The 18540-nt window shown below is 57.4% G+C and carries 18 protein-coding genes; all 18 read right to left on the minus strand.

The window, feature by feature from the left end; genetic code table 11:
* Positions 1-139: 139 nt before the first annotated feature.
* Positions 140-610, minus strand: coding sequence for an FMN-binding protein (locus HMPREF9081_RS10075; RefSeq protein ID WP_040395031.1), 471 nt, complete (start codon positions 608-610; stop codon positions 140-142).
* 2 nt (positions 611-612) lie between these two features.
* A complete protein-coding gene (locus tag HMPREF9081_RS10080) occupies positions 613-1272 on the minus strand; it encodes an ABC transporter ATP-binding protein (protein ID WP_006307177.1) in 660 nt (219 codons plus the stop codon).
* Positions 1273-1285: 13 nt separating this feature from the next.
* Complete coding sequence (locus HMPREF9081_RS10085; RefSeq protein ID WP_006307178.1) at positions 1286-2419, minus strand: ABC transporter permease; 1134 nt, start codon at positions 2417-2419, stop codon at positions 1286-1288.
* A 3-nt stretch (positions 2420-2422) separates the two neighbouring features.
* Positions 2423-3706: an ABC transporter permease gene (locus tag HMPREF9081_RS10090; RefSeq protein WP_006307179.1), complete on the minus strand. Its 1284-nt coding sequence runs from the start codon at positions 3704-3706 to the stop codon at positions 2423-2425.
* Positions 3707-3727: 21 nt separating this feature from the next.
* Positions 3728-4993: a DUF2318 domain-containing protein gene (locus HMPREF9081_RS10095; RefSeq protein ID WP_006307180.1), complete on the minus strand. Its 1266-nt coding sequence runs from the start codon at positions 4991-4993 to the stop codon at positions 3728-3730.
* 121 nt (positions 4994-5114) lie between these two features.
* On the minus strand, positions 5115-5684 hold the full coding sequence (locus HMPREF9081_RS10100) for an iron transporter (RefSeq protein WP_006307181.1): 570 nt from the start codon (positions 5682-5684) through the stop codon (positions 5115-5117).
* A 54-nt stretch (positions 5685-5738) separates the two neighbouring features.
* A complete protein-coding gene (locus HMPREF9081_RS10105; RefSeq protein WP_006307183.1) occupies positions 5739-6935 on the minus strand; it encodes an FTR1 family iron permease in 1197 nt (398 codons plus the stop codon).
* Between the two features lie 34 nt (positions 6936-6969).
* Positions 6970-7623, minus strand: coding sequence for an energy transducer TonB (locus HMPREF9081_RS10110; protein WP_006307186.1), 654 nt, complete (start codon positions 7621-7623; stop codon positions 6970-6972).
* Entirely contained in the window at positions 7624-8034 is a 411-nt protein-coding gene (locus tag HMPREF9081_RS10115; protein ID WP_006307187.1) for an ExbD/TolR family protein, read from the minus strand.
* Complete coding sequence (locus HMPREF9081_RS10120; RefSeq protein WP_006307188.1) at positions 8024-8611, minus strand: MotA/TolQ/ExbB proton channel family protein; 588 nt, start codon at positions 8609-8611, stop codon at positions 8024-8026. The genes HMPREF9081_RS10115 and HMPREF9081_RS10120 overlap by 11 nt, the downstream gene beginning before the upstream one ends.
* Positions 8612-8816: 205 nt before the next feature.
* Positions 8817-10013 carry a pyridoxal phosphate-dependent aminotransferase gene (locus HMPREF9081_RS10125; protein ID WP_040395607.1) on the minus strand — a complete coding sequence of 399 codons (1197 nt, stop codon included), beginning with the start codon at positions 10011-10013 and terminating at the stop codon, positions 8817-8819.
* Between the two features lie 66 nt (positions 10014-10079).
* The gene (locus HMPREF9081_RS10130; RefSeq protein WP_006307190.1) at positions 10080-11468 is read right to left on the minus strand and encodes an aminopeptidase; all 1389 of its coding nucleotides are present in this window, start codon (positions 11466-11468) and stop codon (positions 10080-10082) included.
* A 12-nt stretch (positions 11469-11480) separates the two neighbouring features.
* Complete coding sequence (dusB, locus tag HMPREF9081_RS10135; protein WP_006307191.1) at positions 11481-12443, minus strand: tRNA dihydrouridine synthase DusB; 963 nt, start codon at positions 12441-12443, stop codon at positions 11481-11483.
* A 5-nt stretch (positions 12444-12448) separates the two neighbouring features.
* Positions 12449-13216: a type III pantothenate kinase gene (locus tag HMPREF9081_RS10140; protein ID WP_006307192.1), complete on the minus strand. Its 768-nt coding sequence runs from the start codon at positions 13214-13216 to the stop codon at positions 12449-12451.
* 15 nt (positions 13217-13231) lie between these two features.
* Complete coding sequence (locus tag HMPREF9081_RS10145) at positions 13232-14203, minus strand: biotin--[acetyl-CoA-carboxylase] ligase (RefSeq protein ID WP_006307193.1); 972 nt, start codon at positions 14201-14203, stop codon at positions 13232-13234.
* Between the two features lie 324 nt (positions 14204-14527).
* Entirely contained in the window at positions 14528-16522 is a 1995-nt protein-coding gene (ftsH, locus tag HMPREF9081_RS10150) for an ATP-dependent zinc metalloprotease FtsH (protein WP_006307195.1), read from the minus strand.
* 14 nt (positions 16523-16536) lie between these two features.
* A complete protein-coding gene (gene hpt, locus HMPREF9081_RS10155) occupies positions 16537-17082 on the minus strand; it encodes a hypoxanthine phosphoribosyltransferase (RefSeq protein ID WP_006307196.1) in 546 nt (181 codons plus the stop codon).
* Positions 17079-18470, minus strand: coding sequence for a tRNA lysidine(34) synthetase TilS (gene tilS / locus HMPREF9081_RS10160; RefSeq protein ID WP_154647317.1), 1392 nt, complete (start codon positions 18468-18470; stop codon positions 17079-17081). The genes hpt and tilS overlap by 4 nt, the downstream gene beginning before the upstream one ends.
* Positions 18471-18540: the final 70 nt, after the last annotated feature.

Raw genomic sequence — 18540 nt, forward strand, 5'->3', positions numbered from 1 at the left:
AAGCTCGCCACTTCCCCCGTTGCGACGGGGGAAGCTAATATACCATGTTCCAAAGCCTCCCCCGCCGATGCGGGGGAGGGGGACCGCGAAGCGGTGGAAGGGGCGCCTTGAGCGTCTGGACAACAGCCCCGCGTACCGTTTATTTCTTCGCCGCTTCCACAGCCTTTGCGACAGCCTCGTTAAACTGGTCGTAGCTGACGGTTGCGCCCGCGATGGCATCGACCTTCGCGAGATCCTTCTTGCTCTCAAGCTGGCTTGCATACGAGCCGATCGCCTTGTAGGCAGTCTGCGCCTTCTTGCGGACTCCCTCGGGCTTGTCTGCGCCGTAGTTCTCGTCCTTTACCTTGCCGTCCTTATCAAAGCCCGTATGGACGACCTTTGTGATTGCACCGTTTTCAATTGTAACCTCGACGTGCGAATGCCCAAGCTGTGCGTGCTCGGAGCTGTCCCCCGCAAACGTGCCGTCCTTCGCGCCCGTCAGATCGACGGACACCGCCTGTGCGGCGGGCTTTGCCGCATCCTTTGGCGCGTCCTTCTTCTCATCGCCGCAGCCGACGAGCATAACGCCGATCGAGAGGAGCACCGCGACTCCCAGAACTGTTTTCTTCATGCTCATGCCGTCCTTTCACGCATGTGTCCATGCTCGATGATGACGCAGCGCTGCGCCTCCTCGCCGACCTCGGCAGAGTGCGTAACGGTCAGGATCGTGTGCCCCTCATCGTGCAGCTCATGGAAGATCTTCATGACGAGTTTTTGGTTCTGCTCGTCGAGGTTGCCCGTCGGCTCATCCGCGAGGATGAGGACAGGATAGTTGATGAGGGCACGCGCGATGCAGACGCGCTGCTGCTCACCGCCCGAGAGCTGGCTCGGCAGATGGCTCGCACGGTCGGCAAGTCCGACGCGCTCGAGTGCCGCCATCGCCTCATCGCGGTCAGGCATGCTGTGATAGTACTGCGCGACCATGATATTCTCGACCGCCGTCAGATACGGGATCATGTGGAACTGCTGAAAGACGATGCCGATCTTGTCGCGGCGATAGCGCGTCAGCTCCTCGGGTGTCGCGTCCGTCAGCACCTCGCCGTCGAGGATAACCTCGCCGCTCGTCGCACTGTCCATACAGCCGATGATGTTCATGAGCGTCGACTTACCCGAGCCGGAGGGACCCATGACGGCAAGCCATTCGCCTTTTTCCACCTTCAGATTGACATCGTCCAGAGCGAGCACCTTTTCGTTGTACGCCTTGGAAACGTGCCGCAGTTCAAGCAAACTCATGCGTTATTCCTCCTCATTCGCCGCGCAGGATAATCGCGGGATCTACATTCGTCGCAATGCGCACGGGCAGGAGCGATGCAAGCCCCGTGACAAAGATGGACATGACAAGCGCGACGACGACAATGGTCGCCGAGAACTCGATGCCGCGCCCGAATACATTGACGCTGACACTCTGGGCAAAGAGATAGCCAAAGCCCGAGCCGAGCACGCCGCCGAGAAAACCGAGGAGACACCCCTCGCCGAAAAACTCCGCGACAATGTGACGGTTATCCGCACCGAGCGCCTTCTTTAGCCCGATCTCGCGGCGACGCTCCGTCACAATCGCCATCATCGTGGTCGAGACGCAGATCAGCGTCAGGACAAGGACAACGACGGTGACGATGAGCACGAGTGCCTGCAGTTTCCCGAGCACCGTGCCCTCGGACTGGGCAATCTGCTTGACGAGCTGGGGCTGAACGCCGGGTACATCCGTGCGAATCTTCTCCTCTGCGCGCGTCAGCTCATCCTGCCCCGCGACAACGGAGACCTGCGCGAGACTCAGCTCGCCGGGGCGTCCCTTCATGTTCTGCATATCGGGCAGGGAGACAAAGACAAAGTTCTCCTCGTTTCCACCCGTGCGAACGATGCCGGACACGCGGTAATCACTCACAATCGTCCCCTCACCGCCCGATACGGTAATTGTATCGCCGGGATTCACGCGCAGCTTCGCCGCAAACTCCGCGCCGAGCAGGATCTCCTTCTCGCCCGGTGTCGGCCAGTCGCCGCGAATCTGCCAATACGGGCTGACCTCCTGCAGGACGGCGAAGTCCGTGCCGCCCGCCATCACGGTCTGATGGTTGATCAGGAGGGTATCATACAGAAAGGGTGTAATGCCGACAATCTCATAGCCCGAGAGGGACTTGCGCACAGCGGCAATCGAGCTTTCCTGTATCGTGCCCGTATCCGTACCCGGCAGAATGAGGAGGTTCGCACCGTAGGCGCGGAACGCACGCCCCATCTGTTCGGGGACTTCCTTGTAGACCGTGATCATGCCCGAGATGATCGTCGCCCCGATGGCAACGGCAAGCAGGGCGATTGCCATGCGTGCGCGCCGCCGCAGCAGGGAATTGGCGACCATGATAAAGAACATTTTATATCGATTCATCATTCATCACCTGCCATAGAGAACCTCTGCCGGCTGCAGCGACAGAAGCATACGGATCGCGGGCACACTCCCGATAATGAGCACGAGCGACATGAGCACGGCAATGATCGGAATGACGTACGGATTCACTGCAATGCCCGAGCCAAAGACATTCTCACCAATGAGCTGGGCAAAGCCGAGTCCGACGACGTAGCCGAGAATGCCGCCGAGGATGCCTGCAATAAAGATCTCCGCGAGAACGGAGAGCACGACGGCGCGATTCGTCGCGCCAAGTGCCTTCAGGAGTCCCAGCTCGCGGCTGCGCTCCATGATGTTCGCACTGATGAGGTTGCTGACGCCAAGGCTCGAGGAGAGCAGCGACAAAACCGTAATCAGCAGCATAAGGAGCTGCGTCTTGCCGAGAATCTTGCCCTCGGACTCTGCGATCTGGCGCACGGGATGCGCTGCCGCATTATGCATGACCTCCTCGATCTGATAGGCGATGGAACCGACGTACGACGTGCAGTACCAGATATCATACTCCGCCTGCGAGAGCGACTTCGGATTCTCTGCCGCCTTGCGCGCAAGATCATTCTCCGGCGTCGTCATTGCACTGACCTCCACCTGATCAATCTTGCCTGCCGCATTCGCAAGCTCTTGTGCACAAGCGAGCGAACCGACGATCTGATTCTCCTCCTCGCCGCCGCCTGAAAGGATGCCGGTGACCATCAACGTGCCGTCCGAACCGTCCGACTTCTTGTAGGAAATCGTACTGCCTGTGGTAACGCCAAGCTTTTGCGCGAGCTTCGTACCGACGAGCACCTGATCCGTCTGCGTATCGTCCGCCCAGTCACCATCGACATGCCACCACGACTTCATAAATTTTACACCCGTAGTGTAGACCTCATCCGTCGGCAGCGTGAGCGTGTGCTCAAACCATGTGCCGAAGAACGGAACCGTCTCGCCGTCCGCGAGCGTGATGTTCGTCGTCAATGACGGTGAGAACGCAACGATATTGTTCGTCCAGAAGATTGTCTTGATGTTGCCGAGATCTGACTCCTCAAGGTATTCGCGGTGCATACTCGTGGTCGTCTCCACGCCGTAGAGATCTTTGAGCACCATCGAGTTGCGCGGCGTAACCGTGATGTTCGCACCGAACGCCTTCAGCTCCTGATTGACCTTCTCGCCGATGTCGAACATGACATTCAGCATGGCAGTCGCGAGCGAAACGCCGAGCGCAACCGTCAGAGCGATGAGGATAAACCTCCCGCGCTGACGGATGAGCGCCCCTTTTACCATTTGCCAAAACATGGCCTTCCTCCTCTCATGCCGTCACCGGAAGTGAATGCGTGCCGCTTCGAGCGTGTCCGCCGAAATCTGCACGCTGCCGCTCGCCACACGGTACTCCACAGGGATCGGGTTGCAGCCTCCCGGGAGGCCGATCGTCGCCTTGTTCATGACGACATCGCAGAGACGGCAGACAATCTGTCCGTCACGCTCGAAGTAGCCCGTCGCACCGCAGATCTCGCAGGCATCCAGTCCCACGCCGAACGCGGAGCCGCCCTTCTGTACGATGATGACACGCACCTCCGTTCCATCCGAGGCGCGAAAGGCATAGCGGTGGAGATGTCCGTCGGAAACCTCCTCAAGCGGGATCTGCACGAGGCCGTCCTCCGCCTTGACCGCAACGGCAGGGACAAGCTGCTCCTTCTTGTTCGCGTACCAGCCACCGACACTCGAAATGAGCATCGTCAGAACGAGCATTGCAAGAAGTCCCGATCCCCAGCGCTTGCGCCGAATCGCGCGCGCGAGCAGCTGACGGTACTGCGCGGGATTTGCCCAGAGCGGACGCTCGGGACGCGGCTGCAAAAAGAGCGTAACGGGCACGAGAATGGAAACGAAGTAGATGGCATAGATGATTTTGTTCTGGTTATCGATAAACGGCGCCATAAATGGGATGAGCGCCTCCGCGCCAAGCACCTGCCGTGCCATCATGACCGTCATGACAAAGATGATCTGCTGCACGGCGGTCGCAGCGATCTGCACGGTAAAGACAAAGACGAGCCGCCCGTGATTAAGCGCCGCCGCCGCATGGTACGCCAGATACCCCGAGAGGAAGCCGAGGAAGATGCCGCCGAGAAAACCGAGCATCTTGACAAAGAAAATGAGGGTAAAGTAGTCCCCCATCGCAACCTGAACCGTAGCAACAGGGATCAGCCAGAGTTCCAAACCGTGATAGAGGAAGATACCAAGTGCAAGCGCCCCCGTCCCAATACGGAAGACGCGCTCCTCCTTCGTTGTCCATTCACGATGCAGACTGCGCAGGAGGATCGTACAGAGAACGAGCGCGCCCACGAGATCGACACCGATCGCCATGCTCTCGAAAATCTCGCGATTGACTGCGGACTTTGTACCGACACGCACGGCAGTCATAAAGAGCGAGAGGAAAAACCCCCACTTCAAAACGCGCACAAACGTATGGCGGATGCTTTGATTCGGCAGGGGCAAAATGATTGCAAGCAGAATACCGAGCGGCACGGCGAGCTTGATGCTCTCTTCGAGCGCCGGTACCAATTGTTGTAGAAACGCCTGTAACATTGTAATAACCCTTTCCTACTAGAAAAGCCGCCGTCCCCGAAGGACGGCAGCCATTCTAATTCCGGCAGGACAATGTGCGGCACAGGAATCCCGCGCCGTCATCGTCCGGGAGTAACTGAAATTACCACTTACGCGGAACGTATTTGAACACCCAGCTCATCTTGACCGGCTCGGTCCAGAAATGACCCGGAACGCCCGTCTCCTTGTCGGTGTGGAGCATGTAGTTCTGACGTGCGGGACTGTCGATCGAGAACTCGCAGTCATAGGTGCCCGCGCCGAGCATCTTGACATTCGCGCCGTAGTGCGGACCATCGTCTGCGCTCATCGGCATGAAGACGCCCTCAAGGCTCTCGCCCGTCTCGCGCTTCGTGAACTTGTAGTGCACCGTCAGATAGGGAATCCACTCGCCGACACCGAAGCCGCACTCATTGCCCTCGGTTGCATGGATATCCGTCTCAATGTGGATATCCGCCTGATCTGCCGGGAGACTCATGCCGGCGGGCTCCATCGTGACCGGCTGGAAGTACACGAGCGCAACCTTGAAGTGGTTCGTCGTATCCTCAATCTCGTCGCCGATCGGGAACTCCTCGAACGCAGCTTCGCTGACATTCGCGTTGATCGCAAACGTAGAGAATGCGATGGCGCCAACGGCAAGTGCCTTCTTAAGCATGCTGAGATTGGATTTCTTCATGGGATAATCCTCCTTACAAAGATGAAACACTGCTCCCTCTTGCGAGGAAATAACTTACGCCTCTACCGCAGCAGAGCGTTTTCTATATGATACCGCTGCAACAGCTGCCAAAATCAGCAGCAGCTGCGGCACAACGGTTTCATAGGTGGGATAAAGTCCGAGCAGATCAATGCTCGGTACGGGGATCGCCTCAATGACCGATGTGGAGATCACATCTGCCTCCTGCAGTTCCTTGAGTCCGCCGCCAAGGAAGGTGACCGCAAGGACAAACATGAACGCGCTCGTCACCTTGAAGAACGGACCGATCGGGATGCGCAGCGCACCGCGCTGCATGAGGAAGAAGAGCAGTGCAAGCGCCGCACACGCAGCGACAAAGCCACCCCAGATCATATCGACATCGCCAATGGCGTTGTTAAAGAGCGCCTGATAGAAGAGAATGACCTCCGCGCCCTCACGATAGACGGCAAGGAATACGGCGAAGCCAAGAGCACGACTCTTGCCCGTCGAGAGCGTCAGCTTGACCTGACTGTCGATGTAGGACTTCCAAGCCTTTGCGTTGGACTTGCCGCCCATCCACGCAGATGTACCGAGAAGAACGAGCACGGCAAAGAGAGCGGTACAGCCCTCGATGATCTCACGCCCGGAGCCTGTCGTCGTCGTATTGTCAAGAACTTCGACAAAGAGATAAGCCGAGATAAAGCTCGCAATAACGCCCGCAATCGCCCAGTTATAGACCGTGGAGAGTTCCTTCTCATGTCCGGCACGCCCGAGATAGGCGATGATGCCGACGAGCACGAGGATCGCCTCAACGCCCTCACGCAGAAGAATCAGAAACGCCTGCAGGAACATGCCCCAGCCGCCCGACTGCACCCCCGCCGTCTCAAGGGTTGTCACTTCCGTCTGAACCATATCGAGGAGTTTTTTTCCCTCAGCTTCTATCTCGGACTGCGGTGCACCCGCGCGGATCGCCTTTTTCAGTGTGTAGAACTGGTACTCCGTGAGGTTCGCACTCTTGGAGGAGATCCCGCTGCGCACGGCACTCTCAAGGCCGTCCTTTTCATAGATGCCATAGTAAATATCATTGACGGCATCCTTCGCTCCCTCCGCATTGCCCGATTGGTAGATGGTATAGACATTCTCCATCTCAGCGGCAATGTGGTCGTGGATCTGCTGCCACGTCTGTGCGGCATCGGTGGACGCCGCCGGCAGAAGCAGGAAAAGTGCCGTAATAAACACAAAGAGTTTTCTCATCGGATTGCTCGTTTCCTCCCAATTTTCATGCACGCTATTTGATGTTGCGCGCAGGCTTCATATTGAAATAAACGGGGCACTGCATATCGGATTCCATCGGCTGCCCGTTCATATCCTTTGCAGGCTCGAACTTCCACTGCTTCTCGACAATGCGGCGCGCCATGCGGTCGTAGAGTGCATTTCCCGAGGAAACCTGTATCTTCGTGGATATGACCTTGCCGTCCGTGCCGATGCGTGCCGAAACGGCGATGCGTCCCTTGAACTCAATCACGCCGTAAGGCGGCTGCTCTGCATGGAGGATCTTGCCCGGCATGCCGATCTGCTTGCCCTCGCCGGAGCGCAGAACCTTCGGTTCTTCCGGCTTGTCCGCCGTTTCCTCGACTTCCTTCAGAATCTCCGTAATGGCTTCCTCTGGAACCTCTGCCTCAACCACGGCAGGTTCTTCTTCCACCTGTTCCGGTTCGGGCGGTGGGGGCGGAGGTGGCGGCGGAGGTTCTTCCTCCTGCTGCTCCTCCTCGGGAGGACCCGGATCATCCGCGAGTTCGACCCACTCCATCGGCTCCTCCTGCGGAGGCGCTTCAAGCGCTTTGAAGACGTGCGGAATCAGGATCGTCAGAAAGAGCCACGCAATGATGTGAAAGAAGAACGCGAGAACAAAGGCGAGACGCCAATGTGTCTGATAATGCACTCAGACCCCTCCCGTCTCCGTCGCAATGGACACATGGCGCGTCCCCGCTTCCTTGAGCGCATCGAACACAGTAACAACGAACTGATAGTCCGCCTTGCGGTCGCCGCGCACGACAAAGACCGTATCGGGATCATCCTCAAGCTGCGTCTTGACCCGCGCCGTGAGTTCCCGTGTCGGCTCTTCATCGCGGTCAAAAAGAACCTTCCCGTCCTCCGTTACCGTGATAGAAACGATGTGCGGGCGCGTGTCATGTTGAGCCGTCGCCGCCTGCGGAAGGCTCACCTGTACCGTGCTCGCGTTCACCATATACATCGTGCTGAGCATGAAGAATACGAGCAGGAAGAGCATGATGTCGATCATCGGGATAATCATGACGAGCGGCTCGCGCACATCATGAAAATTACGACGCATGAGAACGCCCTCCATCCGCAGCAACAAATCCGGCGAGCAAGGTGTTCATCGTCTTTTCGAGCAATGTCAGCATCGTATCCATGCGCTGGGCAAAGTAGGTATGGACAACGAGTGCGAAAATCGCAACGAGAAGCCCCGTCGCCGTTGCAATGAGCGCCTCCCCGATGCCGCCCGTGATCGCCATCGGCTGACCTGCCTGCAGGTTGAACACACTGAACGACTGGATCATACCTGAGATCGTGCCGAGAAGACCGAGGAGCGGCGCAAGCGTAACGATCGTCGAAAGATAGTTCAGACGTGCGCGCAGAAGCATTGCCGCCTCGCCGTAAACAGCCTCAAGCGTCATGGGGACATCCTCCCCTGCCGCACGTGCATCAAGTGCACTGTTCACAAGATAGGCGACCATATTGTCCTTGCCCTCGGCGGCAGATGCAGCTTCATCCACCTTCCTCTTACGAAGCGAGGCGGATACTTCCGCCTCAAGTTCCTGTGCCCCCTTCGCTGCACGACGATAGAGCAAAAAGCGGTCAATCGCAATTGCTGCCACTGTGAGAGAGCACAGGAGCAGCAGATACATGACGGGACCGCCTTTTTCAAAGAGTTCTGCACTGGTCAAAAAGAACACCTTCCTTGTCAAATATACGGATATATGCGTGATTACCTATGGATTCGTCGTATACCATCGAGAATGATACACCTTGCTATATGTGAATCGGTACTAAGTATAGCTCTATAGAGAGTGATTGTCAACACAAGTTTAATGGAATTATCATTATCAATCTTCATTCATGTGGATCCTTATAGGATTCTGCCAACTTCTGAAAACGCGGCAAGGCGCGTTCAATCACCGCGGTGCGCACACAATATGCCGCGCGGAAGTAGCCGGGACAGCCAAAATCCCTGCCCGGCACAAGAAGCAGATCAAATTCTCGCGCCCGTGCACAAAATGCAGCATCGTCCTCCTCAAGAGCCTTTGGGAAGAGGTAGAACGCACCTTGCGGGCGCATGCAGGAAAAGCCCGATGCAGACAGCCCTTCGTAGAGCAGCTTTGCATTGCGCGCATAGGTACTCAGATCGGCATTTCTTCCTGCGCAGCGCGCGATAACGAGCTGCCAGAGTGACGGCGCATTGACGTGCGTAAGGACACGCGCCGCACCCGCGATCGCACCGTAGATACGCGCAAAGTCCGCAACCGTATCCGGCACAACGATGTAGCCGATGCGTTCTCCCGGCAGGGAGAAGGATTTGCTGTAGGAGTAGCAGACAATCGTATTGTCGTAAAGAAGTGGAATGTATGGAACGGTCAGACTGTCATAAACGATCTCGCGATAGGGTTCATCCGCGATGATAAAGATCGGATGCCCGAACTCCATTTCCTTTTTGCGTAAGAGTTCCGCAAGTTGGCGAAGTGTTTCCCCACTGTAGACCGCACCGCTCGGGTTGTTCGGGGAGTTGATGATGACAGCTTTTGTATGCTGTGTGATTGCCTCCGCGAGCGCTGCGAAATCGATCTGAAAATCATCGGTTTTTGCAGGCACAACAATGAGCTTCCCCCCGCATGCCTCGACAAAGACACGGTACTCGGGGAAGAAGGGAGCAATCGTGATGAACTCGTCCCCCGCCTCCGCGAATGCCTTGAACGTAATTGTTATGGACGCTGCCGCCCCCGCCGTGAGGAAGAGATTTTTTCCCGTGAATTCCATGCCGAATCTCTTGTTCAGATCAGCAGCAAGCACCTCGCGTACATGGGGCTTGCCGGGCGCAATCGTATAGCCGTGCACCTCCATCGGGTCACTGTGTGTGAGGATATCTATCGCCGCATCTCGAATGAAGTCCGGTGTCGGTACATTCGGGTTTCCGAGGCTGAAATCAAAGACATTCTCCGCGCCGACCTCCGCCGCACGCTTCTGTCCGTATTCAAAGATTGTGCGAATGGTCGATTTCTTCGTTCCGAGTTCGTACATCTGCTCAGAGACCATGGTATGCTCCTTTCCAAAAACAAATACCCCTGCCACCGTAAGCAGCAGGGGCGTTTCACCCATTACTCACGCATTCCGCAAAAACACATCGTAGCCCTTCTTCATCTCATAGATGTCAGCCTTGCTCGTGACCTCCCACGGCGCGTGCATGCTCATCACGGCGACACCGTTGTCGATCACGTCCATGCCGTAGCGCGCCATGATGTAGGCGATCGTACCGCCCCCGCCGAGATCGACGCGACCGAGTTCCGCAAGCTGATAGCTGACGCCGTTCGCATCCATCATGCCGCGCAGCTGCCCGAGATACTCCGCACTCGCATCGCTCGAGCCGGACTTTCCGCGCGCACCCGTGAACTTGTTGAACACCATGCCGCGCCCGAGGTAGGCGACGTTCTTCTTCTCGAATGCGTCTGCATAGAGCCCATCGTACGCACTCGACACATCCGAGGAGAGCATCTTCGAGTGCGCAAGCGTGCGGCGAAGCGCAAGCTCCGTATACTGCCCGCAGGCGGAGAGCAGTTCCGCGACCATGTTCTCAAAGAAACGCGAATGCATGCCTGTTGCACCAACACTGCCGATCTCCTCCTTGTCCACGAGGAGACAGCACGCCGTGCGCTTTGGCATATCTGTCTCAAGCATGGAGCGGAGTGCGGTATAGGAGCAGACGCGGTCATCCTGCCCGTAGCCGAGCACCATGCTGCGATCAAAGCCAAGCTCCCGCGCACGCCCCGCCGGAACAAGTGTCAGCTCCGCCGAGTTAAAGTCCTCCTCAGCAATATCGTAATGTTCCTTGAGGAGTGCGAGGATACCGTCCTTGACGGATTCCTTATCATCTTTTTTCAGTGGATAACCGCCGATGAGGACATCCAGCTTCTCGCCCTCAATGACCTTCGACGCCTTTTTCTCAAGCTGTTCCTGCGAGAGATGGATGAGCAGGTCGGTCACACAGAAAACGGGATCGTCCGCCTTTTCTCCAAGCGTGATCTCCACAACCGTGCCATCCTTCTTCACGACGACGCCGTGCAGGGCAAGCGGAATCGTCACCCACTGATACTTCTTGATGCCGCCGTAGTAATGCGTATCGAAATAGGCAAGCCCGTTATCCTCGTACAGCGGGGTCTGCTTCACATCAAGGCGGCAGGTATCGATGTGCGCGCCGAGGATGTTCATGCCGTGCTCCATCGGCTCCGTCCCGATATGGAAGAGGACGATCGCCTTTTTCATATTGACGGCATAGACCTTGTCGCCCGCCTTGAGCTTGGTGCCCGCCGCAATCACGTCTGCAAAGTCGCGGTAGCCCGCCGTCTGCGCCAGACGTACCGCCTCCGTTACGCTCTCGCGCTCCGTCTTGCAGTCCGAGAGAAAGTCAATATAGCCGCGTGCAAGTTCATCTACTGCTGCGCGCTCCTCCGGCGTATACTTCAACCAGACCGAAGTCTTCTTATCGTCACTCATATATATCCCTTTCTATCGTTCCCACGCATCACGCAGAATATTTATAAATTCATCCTTTGATGCCGCGCGGTTAAATCGCTCACGCAGCTCCGCACTGCCCGAGAGACCGCGTGTGTACCACGCCGCATGCTTTCGCATCTCACGGATGCCGACATACTCGCCCTTGTAGTGCACGAGCAGGTCGAGGTGGCGCAGAATCACCTGTGCACGCTCCGTCAGCGTCGGCGGGGGAAGTTCTTCCCCCGTGCGCAGCCAGTGGATGAGCTGCGGGAAAATCCACGGATTCCCCTGTGCTCCACGCCCGATCATGACGGCATCTGCGCCCGTAATGTCGAGTGCACGCGCAAGATCGGCGGGGCGGCGCACATCGCCGCTCACGATCACGGGAATTTGCACGGCGCGTTTCACCTCAGCGATCGCCGCATAGTCCGCATTGCCGCTGTAGAACTGCGCGCGCGTCCGCCCGTGCACGGCGACGGCATCCACGCCGACCGCCTCCGCCATCCGCGCAATCTCCACGGCGTTGCGCGAGGCATCGTCCCAGCCGAGCCGCATCTTCACCGTGAACGGCAGCTTCGTCGCACGGCGAATCGCCGTAAGGATCTCCTCCGCCTTTTTCGGCTCACACATCAGAGCCGAGCCCTCACCGTTCTTCACGACCTTCGGCGCAGGACAGCCCATGTTGAAGTCCAAAATATCCGCCGTGCCGATCTCCTCGATGTAGGCAGCTGCCTCCGCCGCCATCTCCGCCGACTTCGCGAAGATCTGCATTGCGATTGGGCGTTCCTCCGGCTCCGTTTGGAGCATTTTCATCGTGTGCTCATTGCGATAGTGAATGCCCTGACTGCTCACCATCTCCGCGAACGCGAGCGGACAGCCCATGTCGTGCGCGATGATGCGGTACGCGCGATCCGTCACACCCGCCATCGGCGCAAGAAAGACGGGATCATCAAACGTGAACGCGCCTATTTTCATTGGTTTCACGGCTGGTTACGCTCGTAGAGGACGCGCAGTCCCGTAAGCGTCAGGAAGTGATCGACCTTGTCAATCGTCTGCGACTCCTTTGCCACCATGCGGGCAAAGCCGCCCGTTGCGACCACCTTCATTTCCATCGCGAGCTCTGCCTTGACGCGGCGCACAATCTCGTCGATCTGCCCGACATAGCCGTAGATGATGCCCGCCTGCATCCCCTGTATTGTGCTGCGGCAGACGACCGTCTTCGGCGGCACAAGCTCGATGCGCGGCAGCTGCGCCGCCCGCTGAAAGAGCGCCTCGGCACTCGATCCGAGTCCCGGCGCGATGACACCGCCGAGGAAATCCCCGTTCTCCGCCACAATGTCGAACGTCGTCGCCGTCCCAATGTCGATGACAATGAGCGGTCCGCCGTACTGCTCGTGCGCGCCGATGACATTCACAATGCGGTCGGCGCCGATTGCACGCGGATTTTCATAGTTCAGGCGTATCCCGGTTCGTATGCCGGGACCGACGATCAGCGGGCGGATGCGGAAGTAGCGCTCGCACATCTTCTGCATGGGCACGACAAGCGGCGGCACGACCGAGGAGATGATGATCGCATGAATGTCCGACATCTGAATGCCCTGATAACGGAACAATTCATTGAAAAGGATTCCATACTCGTCGCCCGTCTTCTGCCGATCCGTCGAGATGCGCCAATGCCGCAGAAGTTTTTTCCCCTCATACGCGCCCATGACGATATTGCTGTTGCCGATGTCCAGTACTAGCAGCAAGTTCTTTCCTCCGTACTATTTCTTCGGGCGGATGGACACATCCCCCGCCAACACACGCCTTCTCCCAGCCTTTGTATCAATCAGGAGCGCCCCCTCCTCATCAATATCCGCCGCAACGCCCTCGAACTCCTCGCCCGCAGGCGCAATCACGCGGACGGACTGCCCAAGCGTCACCGCATAGTCCCGCCACGCCGCGAGCACGGGCGCAAACCCCTGCTGCTGCACATCCGCATAGAGCTCGTCGAGTGCGCGCAGGAGCTCTTGCAAAAATGCTACGCGCGGCAGCGGCTCGCCCTTCATCTGCATCAGCGAGGTCGCAACCGACCGCAGTTCCTCAGGAAAATCCTCATTCGCAATGTTCACGTTGATGCCGATGCCGATCACGACGTAGTTCACGCGATCCATCTCCGCGCTCATCTCCGTCAAGATTCCGACCAGTTTGCGCCCGTCGTGCATAATGTCGTTCGGCCACTTGATCGCCGCGCGCAGACCGAACCGCTCCATCGCGCGCGCAACTGCCACCGCCGCCATCAGTGTGCACTTTGGCGCATCCTGCGGCAGGAACGTCGGACGCAGGAGGATGCTCACCCAGATGCCCTTGCCGGGCGGCGAGAAGAACGCGCGCTCCATGCGCCCTCGTCCCGTTCCTTGACTGTCGGCAACGACAACGGTACCATCCTCTGCCCCCTCACGCGCAAGGTCTTTGAGCACAAGATTGGTCGAGTCCACCGCATCATAGGCGATGATCTTTCGCCCGATAAGCTGCGTATCGAGCTCCTGCGCGATCTCCGCCTCGATCAGGCGATCCGGCGCCGAGCGCAGAACATATCCGCTGCGCGGTGCACTCGATATATCATAGCCCGCATCGCGCAGTGCCGCGATCTTCTTCCACACCGCCGCGCGTGTCACACCGAGCCGCTCCGCCATCTTCTCGCCCGAGATATAGCCGCCCGCCGCCCGCAGCAGCTCCAACACATCCCTACTCATCACATGCCTCCCAATGAAGGAATCTCGCTTCCTCAAAAAGCCGTTATCCGCCCCATTATAGCGCAGATAGCGGCTCCCTGCCACAAAAATATGAAGGAATTACTGATAAAACGAACCTTCAATTGGCGTAGATTCTTCGTCCGAACAATGTGGAAAACCGGACGCAGCGTGGTGCTCTGTGGAGGATTTGCCGACGAAGTACTGACCGTCAAGAGATGCAATCTGAATTTATCAATGCGTTCTTAATAGTATCGTCAAAACCTCATCTTCTCTAAAGAAAAGGCGCTGCTGCACACTGATCCATGCAGCAGCGCCTCCGCTGCGTTACTTATTCCACTGTGTTAGATTAAATTTTGGCTCGGTGGTCGGAATGGGCGCAGGACGCTCCTCCTCCGCGCGTTCCGCCTCCTCACTCGTCTGTGTGGAGTCATCGATCACGACATCGACAGGGATCGGCAAAGGCTTGCCCGTATCATCCGAATCGTTATCGTCTTTGTCCTTGTCCCCGATCGTTCCCTTTGTCATCAGTTCCTCAAGCTCACTTGCGTTCAATGTCTCACGTTCGAGCAGAGCACTTGCGATCAGATCAAGTTTTTCACGATTCTCCGTGATAATGACGCGACACGCCTCATATGCGTCCTCAATGTAACGGCGTACCTCGCGGTCGATCTCGCCCGCGACCTCCTCGGAGTAATTGCGGTCGCGATTGAAGTCACGACCGAGGAAGACTTGGTGATTTTCCTCACCATAGGCAATGGGACCGATCGTCTCACTCATACCATACTGCATGATCATACTGCGGATGATTTGCGTCGCCTGCTGAATATCGCTTGAGGCACCCGTACTGATCTCGCCGAGCACGACCTCCTCGGCAACACGCCCGCCGAGCGCAACCTTGATGCGGTCAAAGAGCTCTGAGCGCGTGCGATAGGAGCGATCTTCCTTCGGCAGGGAGAGCATATATCCGCCCGCACGCCCGCGCGGAATGATCGTGACCTTGTGCACGGGGTCGGCGTGCTCAAGCAGAAGTCCCACGAGGGTATGTCCTCCCTCGTGATATGCCGTGAGGCGCTTCTCCTCCTCCGTCATGACGTGGGATTTGCGTTCGGGACCTGCAAGCACGCGCTCGATCGCCTCCTCCATCTCCGCCATGTGGATCTGTTTCTTATTGCGGCGCGCAGCAAGGAGTGCTGCCTCATTGACAAGGTTGCTGAGATCTGCGCCTGTAAAGCCGGGCGTACGGCGTGCAAGCACATCCAGATCTGCATCATCCGCGATCGGTTTCCCCTTTGTATGCACCTTGAGAATCGCCTCGCGTCCGCGTACATCGGGTTTGTCCACGACAATCTGACGATCAAAGCGCCCTGGGCGCAGAAGTGCGGGGTCCAGAACATCGGGACGGTTTGTCGCTGCAATGATGATGATGCCCTCATTCGAGGCAAAGCCGTCCATCTCGACGAGCAGCTGATTGAGCGTCTGTTCGCGCTCGTCATGTCCGCCGCCGAGGCCCGCCCCGCGCTGACGTCCGACGGCATCGATCTCATCGATGAAGACGATGCACGGCGCGGACTTCTTCGCCTGTTCGAAGAGATCGCGTACACGCGAAGCGCCGACACCGACGAACATCTCGACAAAGTCGGAACCGCTGATCGTAAAGAACTGCACGCCCGCCTCACCGGCAACCGCCTTCGCGAGGAGTGTCTTGCCCGTACCCGGAGGTCCGAAGAGGAGGACGCCCTTCGGAATACGTGCGCCAAGTTCGTTGAATTTATCCGGTGTCTTGAGGAACTCAACGACTTCCTCAAGTTCCTGTTTCGCTTCGTCCGCGCCTGCAACATCGGCGAACGTTACCTTTTTCTTGTCGCTCACCATCAGGCGCACACGTGACTTGCCGAAGTTCATCATGCGTCCGCCGCCCATCTGCGACTGCTGCATGATGAAGAACCAGAAGCCGATGAGCAGCGCGATCGGGATGAGCGAGGTGAGCATTGTCTGCCACCACGGCGGTTCGGGCGGGTTCTCTGCCGAGATATTGATCCCCTTGTCCGCAAGGCGTGTATAGAGATCGTGATCGCTGTTCGGTGCTTCCGGTGCAATGGTCGTAAACTCCGTCCCATCTGTGAGCGTGCCGCGAATGTTGTTCCGGACAATAACGACCTTGTCCACCTCGCCCGCCGTCACCTTTGCATTGAAGTCACTGTAACCGAGCGCCGTCGCCTGAGGAGCCTGATGACTCCCCGACATATAGTCCGCGACCGTCCAGACAACGAAGAACATGAGCGCATAAAACGCAAGATTTCTAAGGATTGATTGATTCAAGTCCTACCTCCTGTTTATTCGTAAACGGAACGTTTGAGCACCCCGATATAGGGAAGGTTTCGATATTTTTCCGCATAGTCCAGACCGTAACCCACGAGAAAGTCATCCGGGACCTCGTGTCCGAGATAGTCGATCTCCACAGGTGCAACACGGCGCGATGGCTTCGACAGGAATGCGCAGATCTTGATGCTCTTAGGATGGCGGCCCTTGAGCATCTGCTTCAAATAATGCATCGTTGTCCCCGAGTCGATAATATCCTCCACGATGATGACATGCTTTCCCTCGATGGAAAAATCGAGATCCTTTAGGAGCTTGACCTGTCCGCTTGAGACCGTCGCCTCCCCATAGCTGGAAACAATCATGAAGTCAAATGCGACGGGATGGTCAATGGCGCGGACAAGATCCGTGAAAAACACCGCAGCGCCCTTCAAAATTCCGACACAATAGATGGGTTCGGGGTCGTCACGATAGTCACGCGCAATCTCCGCGCCGAGTTCCTGTACCCGCATACGAATCTCATCTGCGGAAAAGGATATACGCTCAATATCATTGCTCATCATCCGTCTATCGTCTCCTTCACACATGTAATGTCCAAAACATCCGTACTGGACTCTGTGACGGGGGCAATTATGCTTCGCCGCCCACCCGCAATCCAAAAAATCTCATGCGTATCCGCAAGGGCAATCAACGGAAGAACATCCCTCTGCTCCTGCGGGATCTTATCATCGATCAGGATGTTCTTGAGTTTCTTGCGCCCAAAGGGAAGCCGGATATAGTCTCCCGTCCGCCGCGTCCGCAGCACAAGCGGCGGAAGACCGTCGAGATCGGCATAGACCGCCTCTCGCACCTTCATCCTATGCCAATCGTCCGCAGTCATATGGGTCAGACGTCTGAAACGAAACTCGATTCCCCGAAAATTCATTATAGCATATTCGCGGATGAAAGGAAGCAAAATTTCTCCTTTTTCCACGATAGGCTTTACCGATGGTGCATGGTGGAGAGTCAGGACGCCATAGCGCACACGCGCCTGCCAGCCATGCGGCATTTCACAGACGCGCGCGCCCTTCGCAGCGAGGAGAGCGCGCATGCGCTCCTCGTGAAGATAGGAGAAATCCTGTGTCGTCCCCGTCTTCTGTGCCCAAAAAAGGCGCAGAACGCGCCGCTGCATCGCGGGGTGCATCGCACGAACCGCCACCACGGAAAGACCTTCGGGACACATGGCGTGCTGAAACGTTTCTGCAGCAACCCCCGCAAGGAAATCATCTTCCTCACCGGCAAGGGTGCCAAGACGCGTCAGAGCCTCTTGAACCGCAGGGTTATAGACGCGTGCAAGTTCCGGCAAAAGTTCGTGACGAATGCGGTTGCGGCGTGCGTCCATGCAGTCGTTTGTCGCATCGTATCGAGGTTTAAGCCCACACTCATCTGCATACGTCTCAATCGCCGCGCGCGTAACCGTGAGAAACGGCCGCAAATGCAGTCCATCCCATTCCTGCATTGCCGCGAGTCCCGCCGGTCCCGTTCCGCGCAAGATGCGCAGGAGGATTGTCTCCGCGAGATCGTCTGCATGGTGCGCGAGCACAACAGCATCACAGCCCCGTTCATCCCGTATGCGATGGAAAAAGTCATAGCGACAGATCCGCGCAGCCGTCTCGATCGAGAGTCGATGCGTACGCGCATAGGCGGGCACATCGCCCGTGCCGAGAATGAAGGGGATCTTCCGCACCGTGCAGAACCGCTCCACAAAGCACGCATCCGCAAGCGAATCCGCGCCGCGAATCCCATGCTCATAGTGGACGCAGATGAGCCTCGCCCCGCCCGCGCTCCGCAAGAGATCCAAAACGTATAGCAGCGCGAGTGAATCTGTGCCGCCGGAGCATGCAGCGAGGAGCGTGCGCTGTGGGCTGAAAAGATCATGCGCGCGTAAAACGCGCTCCACCTGTTTTTGCAAAATATGCTCCTGATAGAAAAAGGGCACTCCGAATGGAGTGCCCTTTTTCTTCTCTATGATGCGCGCTCTG

The organism is Centipeda periodontii DSM 2778 (assembly GCF_000213975.1).
GTDB lineage: Bacteria > Bacillota > Negativicutes > Selenomonadales > Selenomonadaceae > Centipeda > Centipeda periodontii.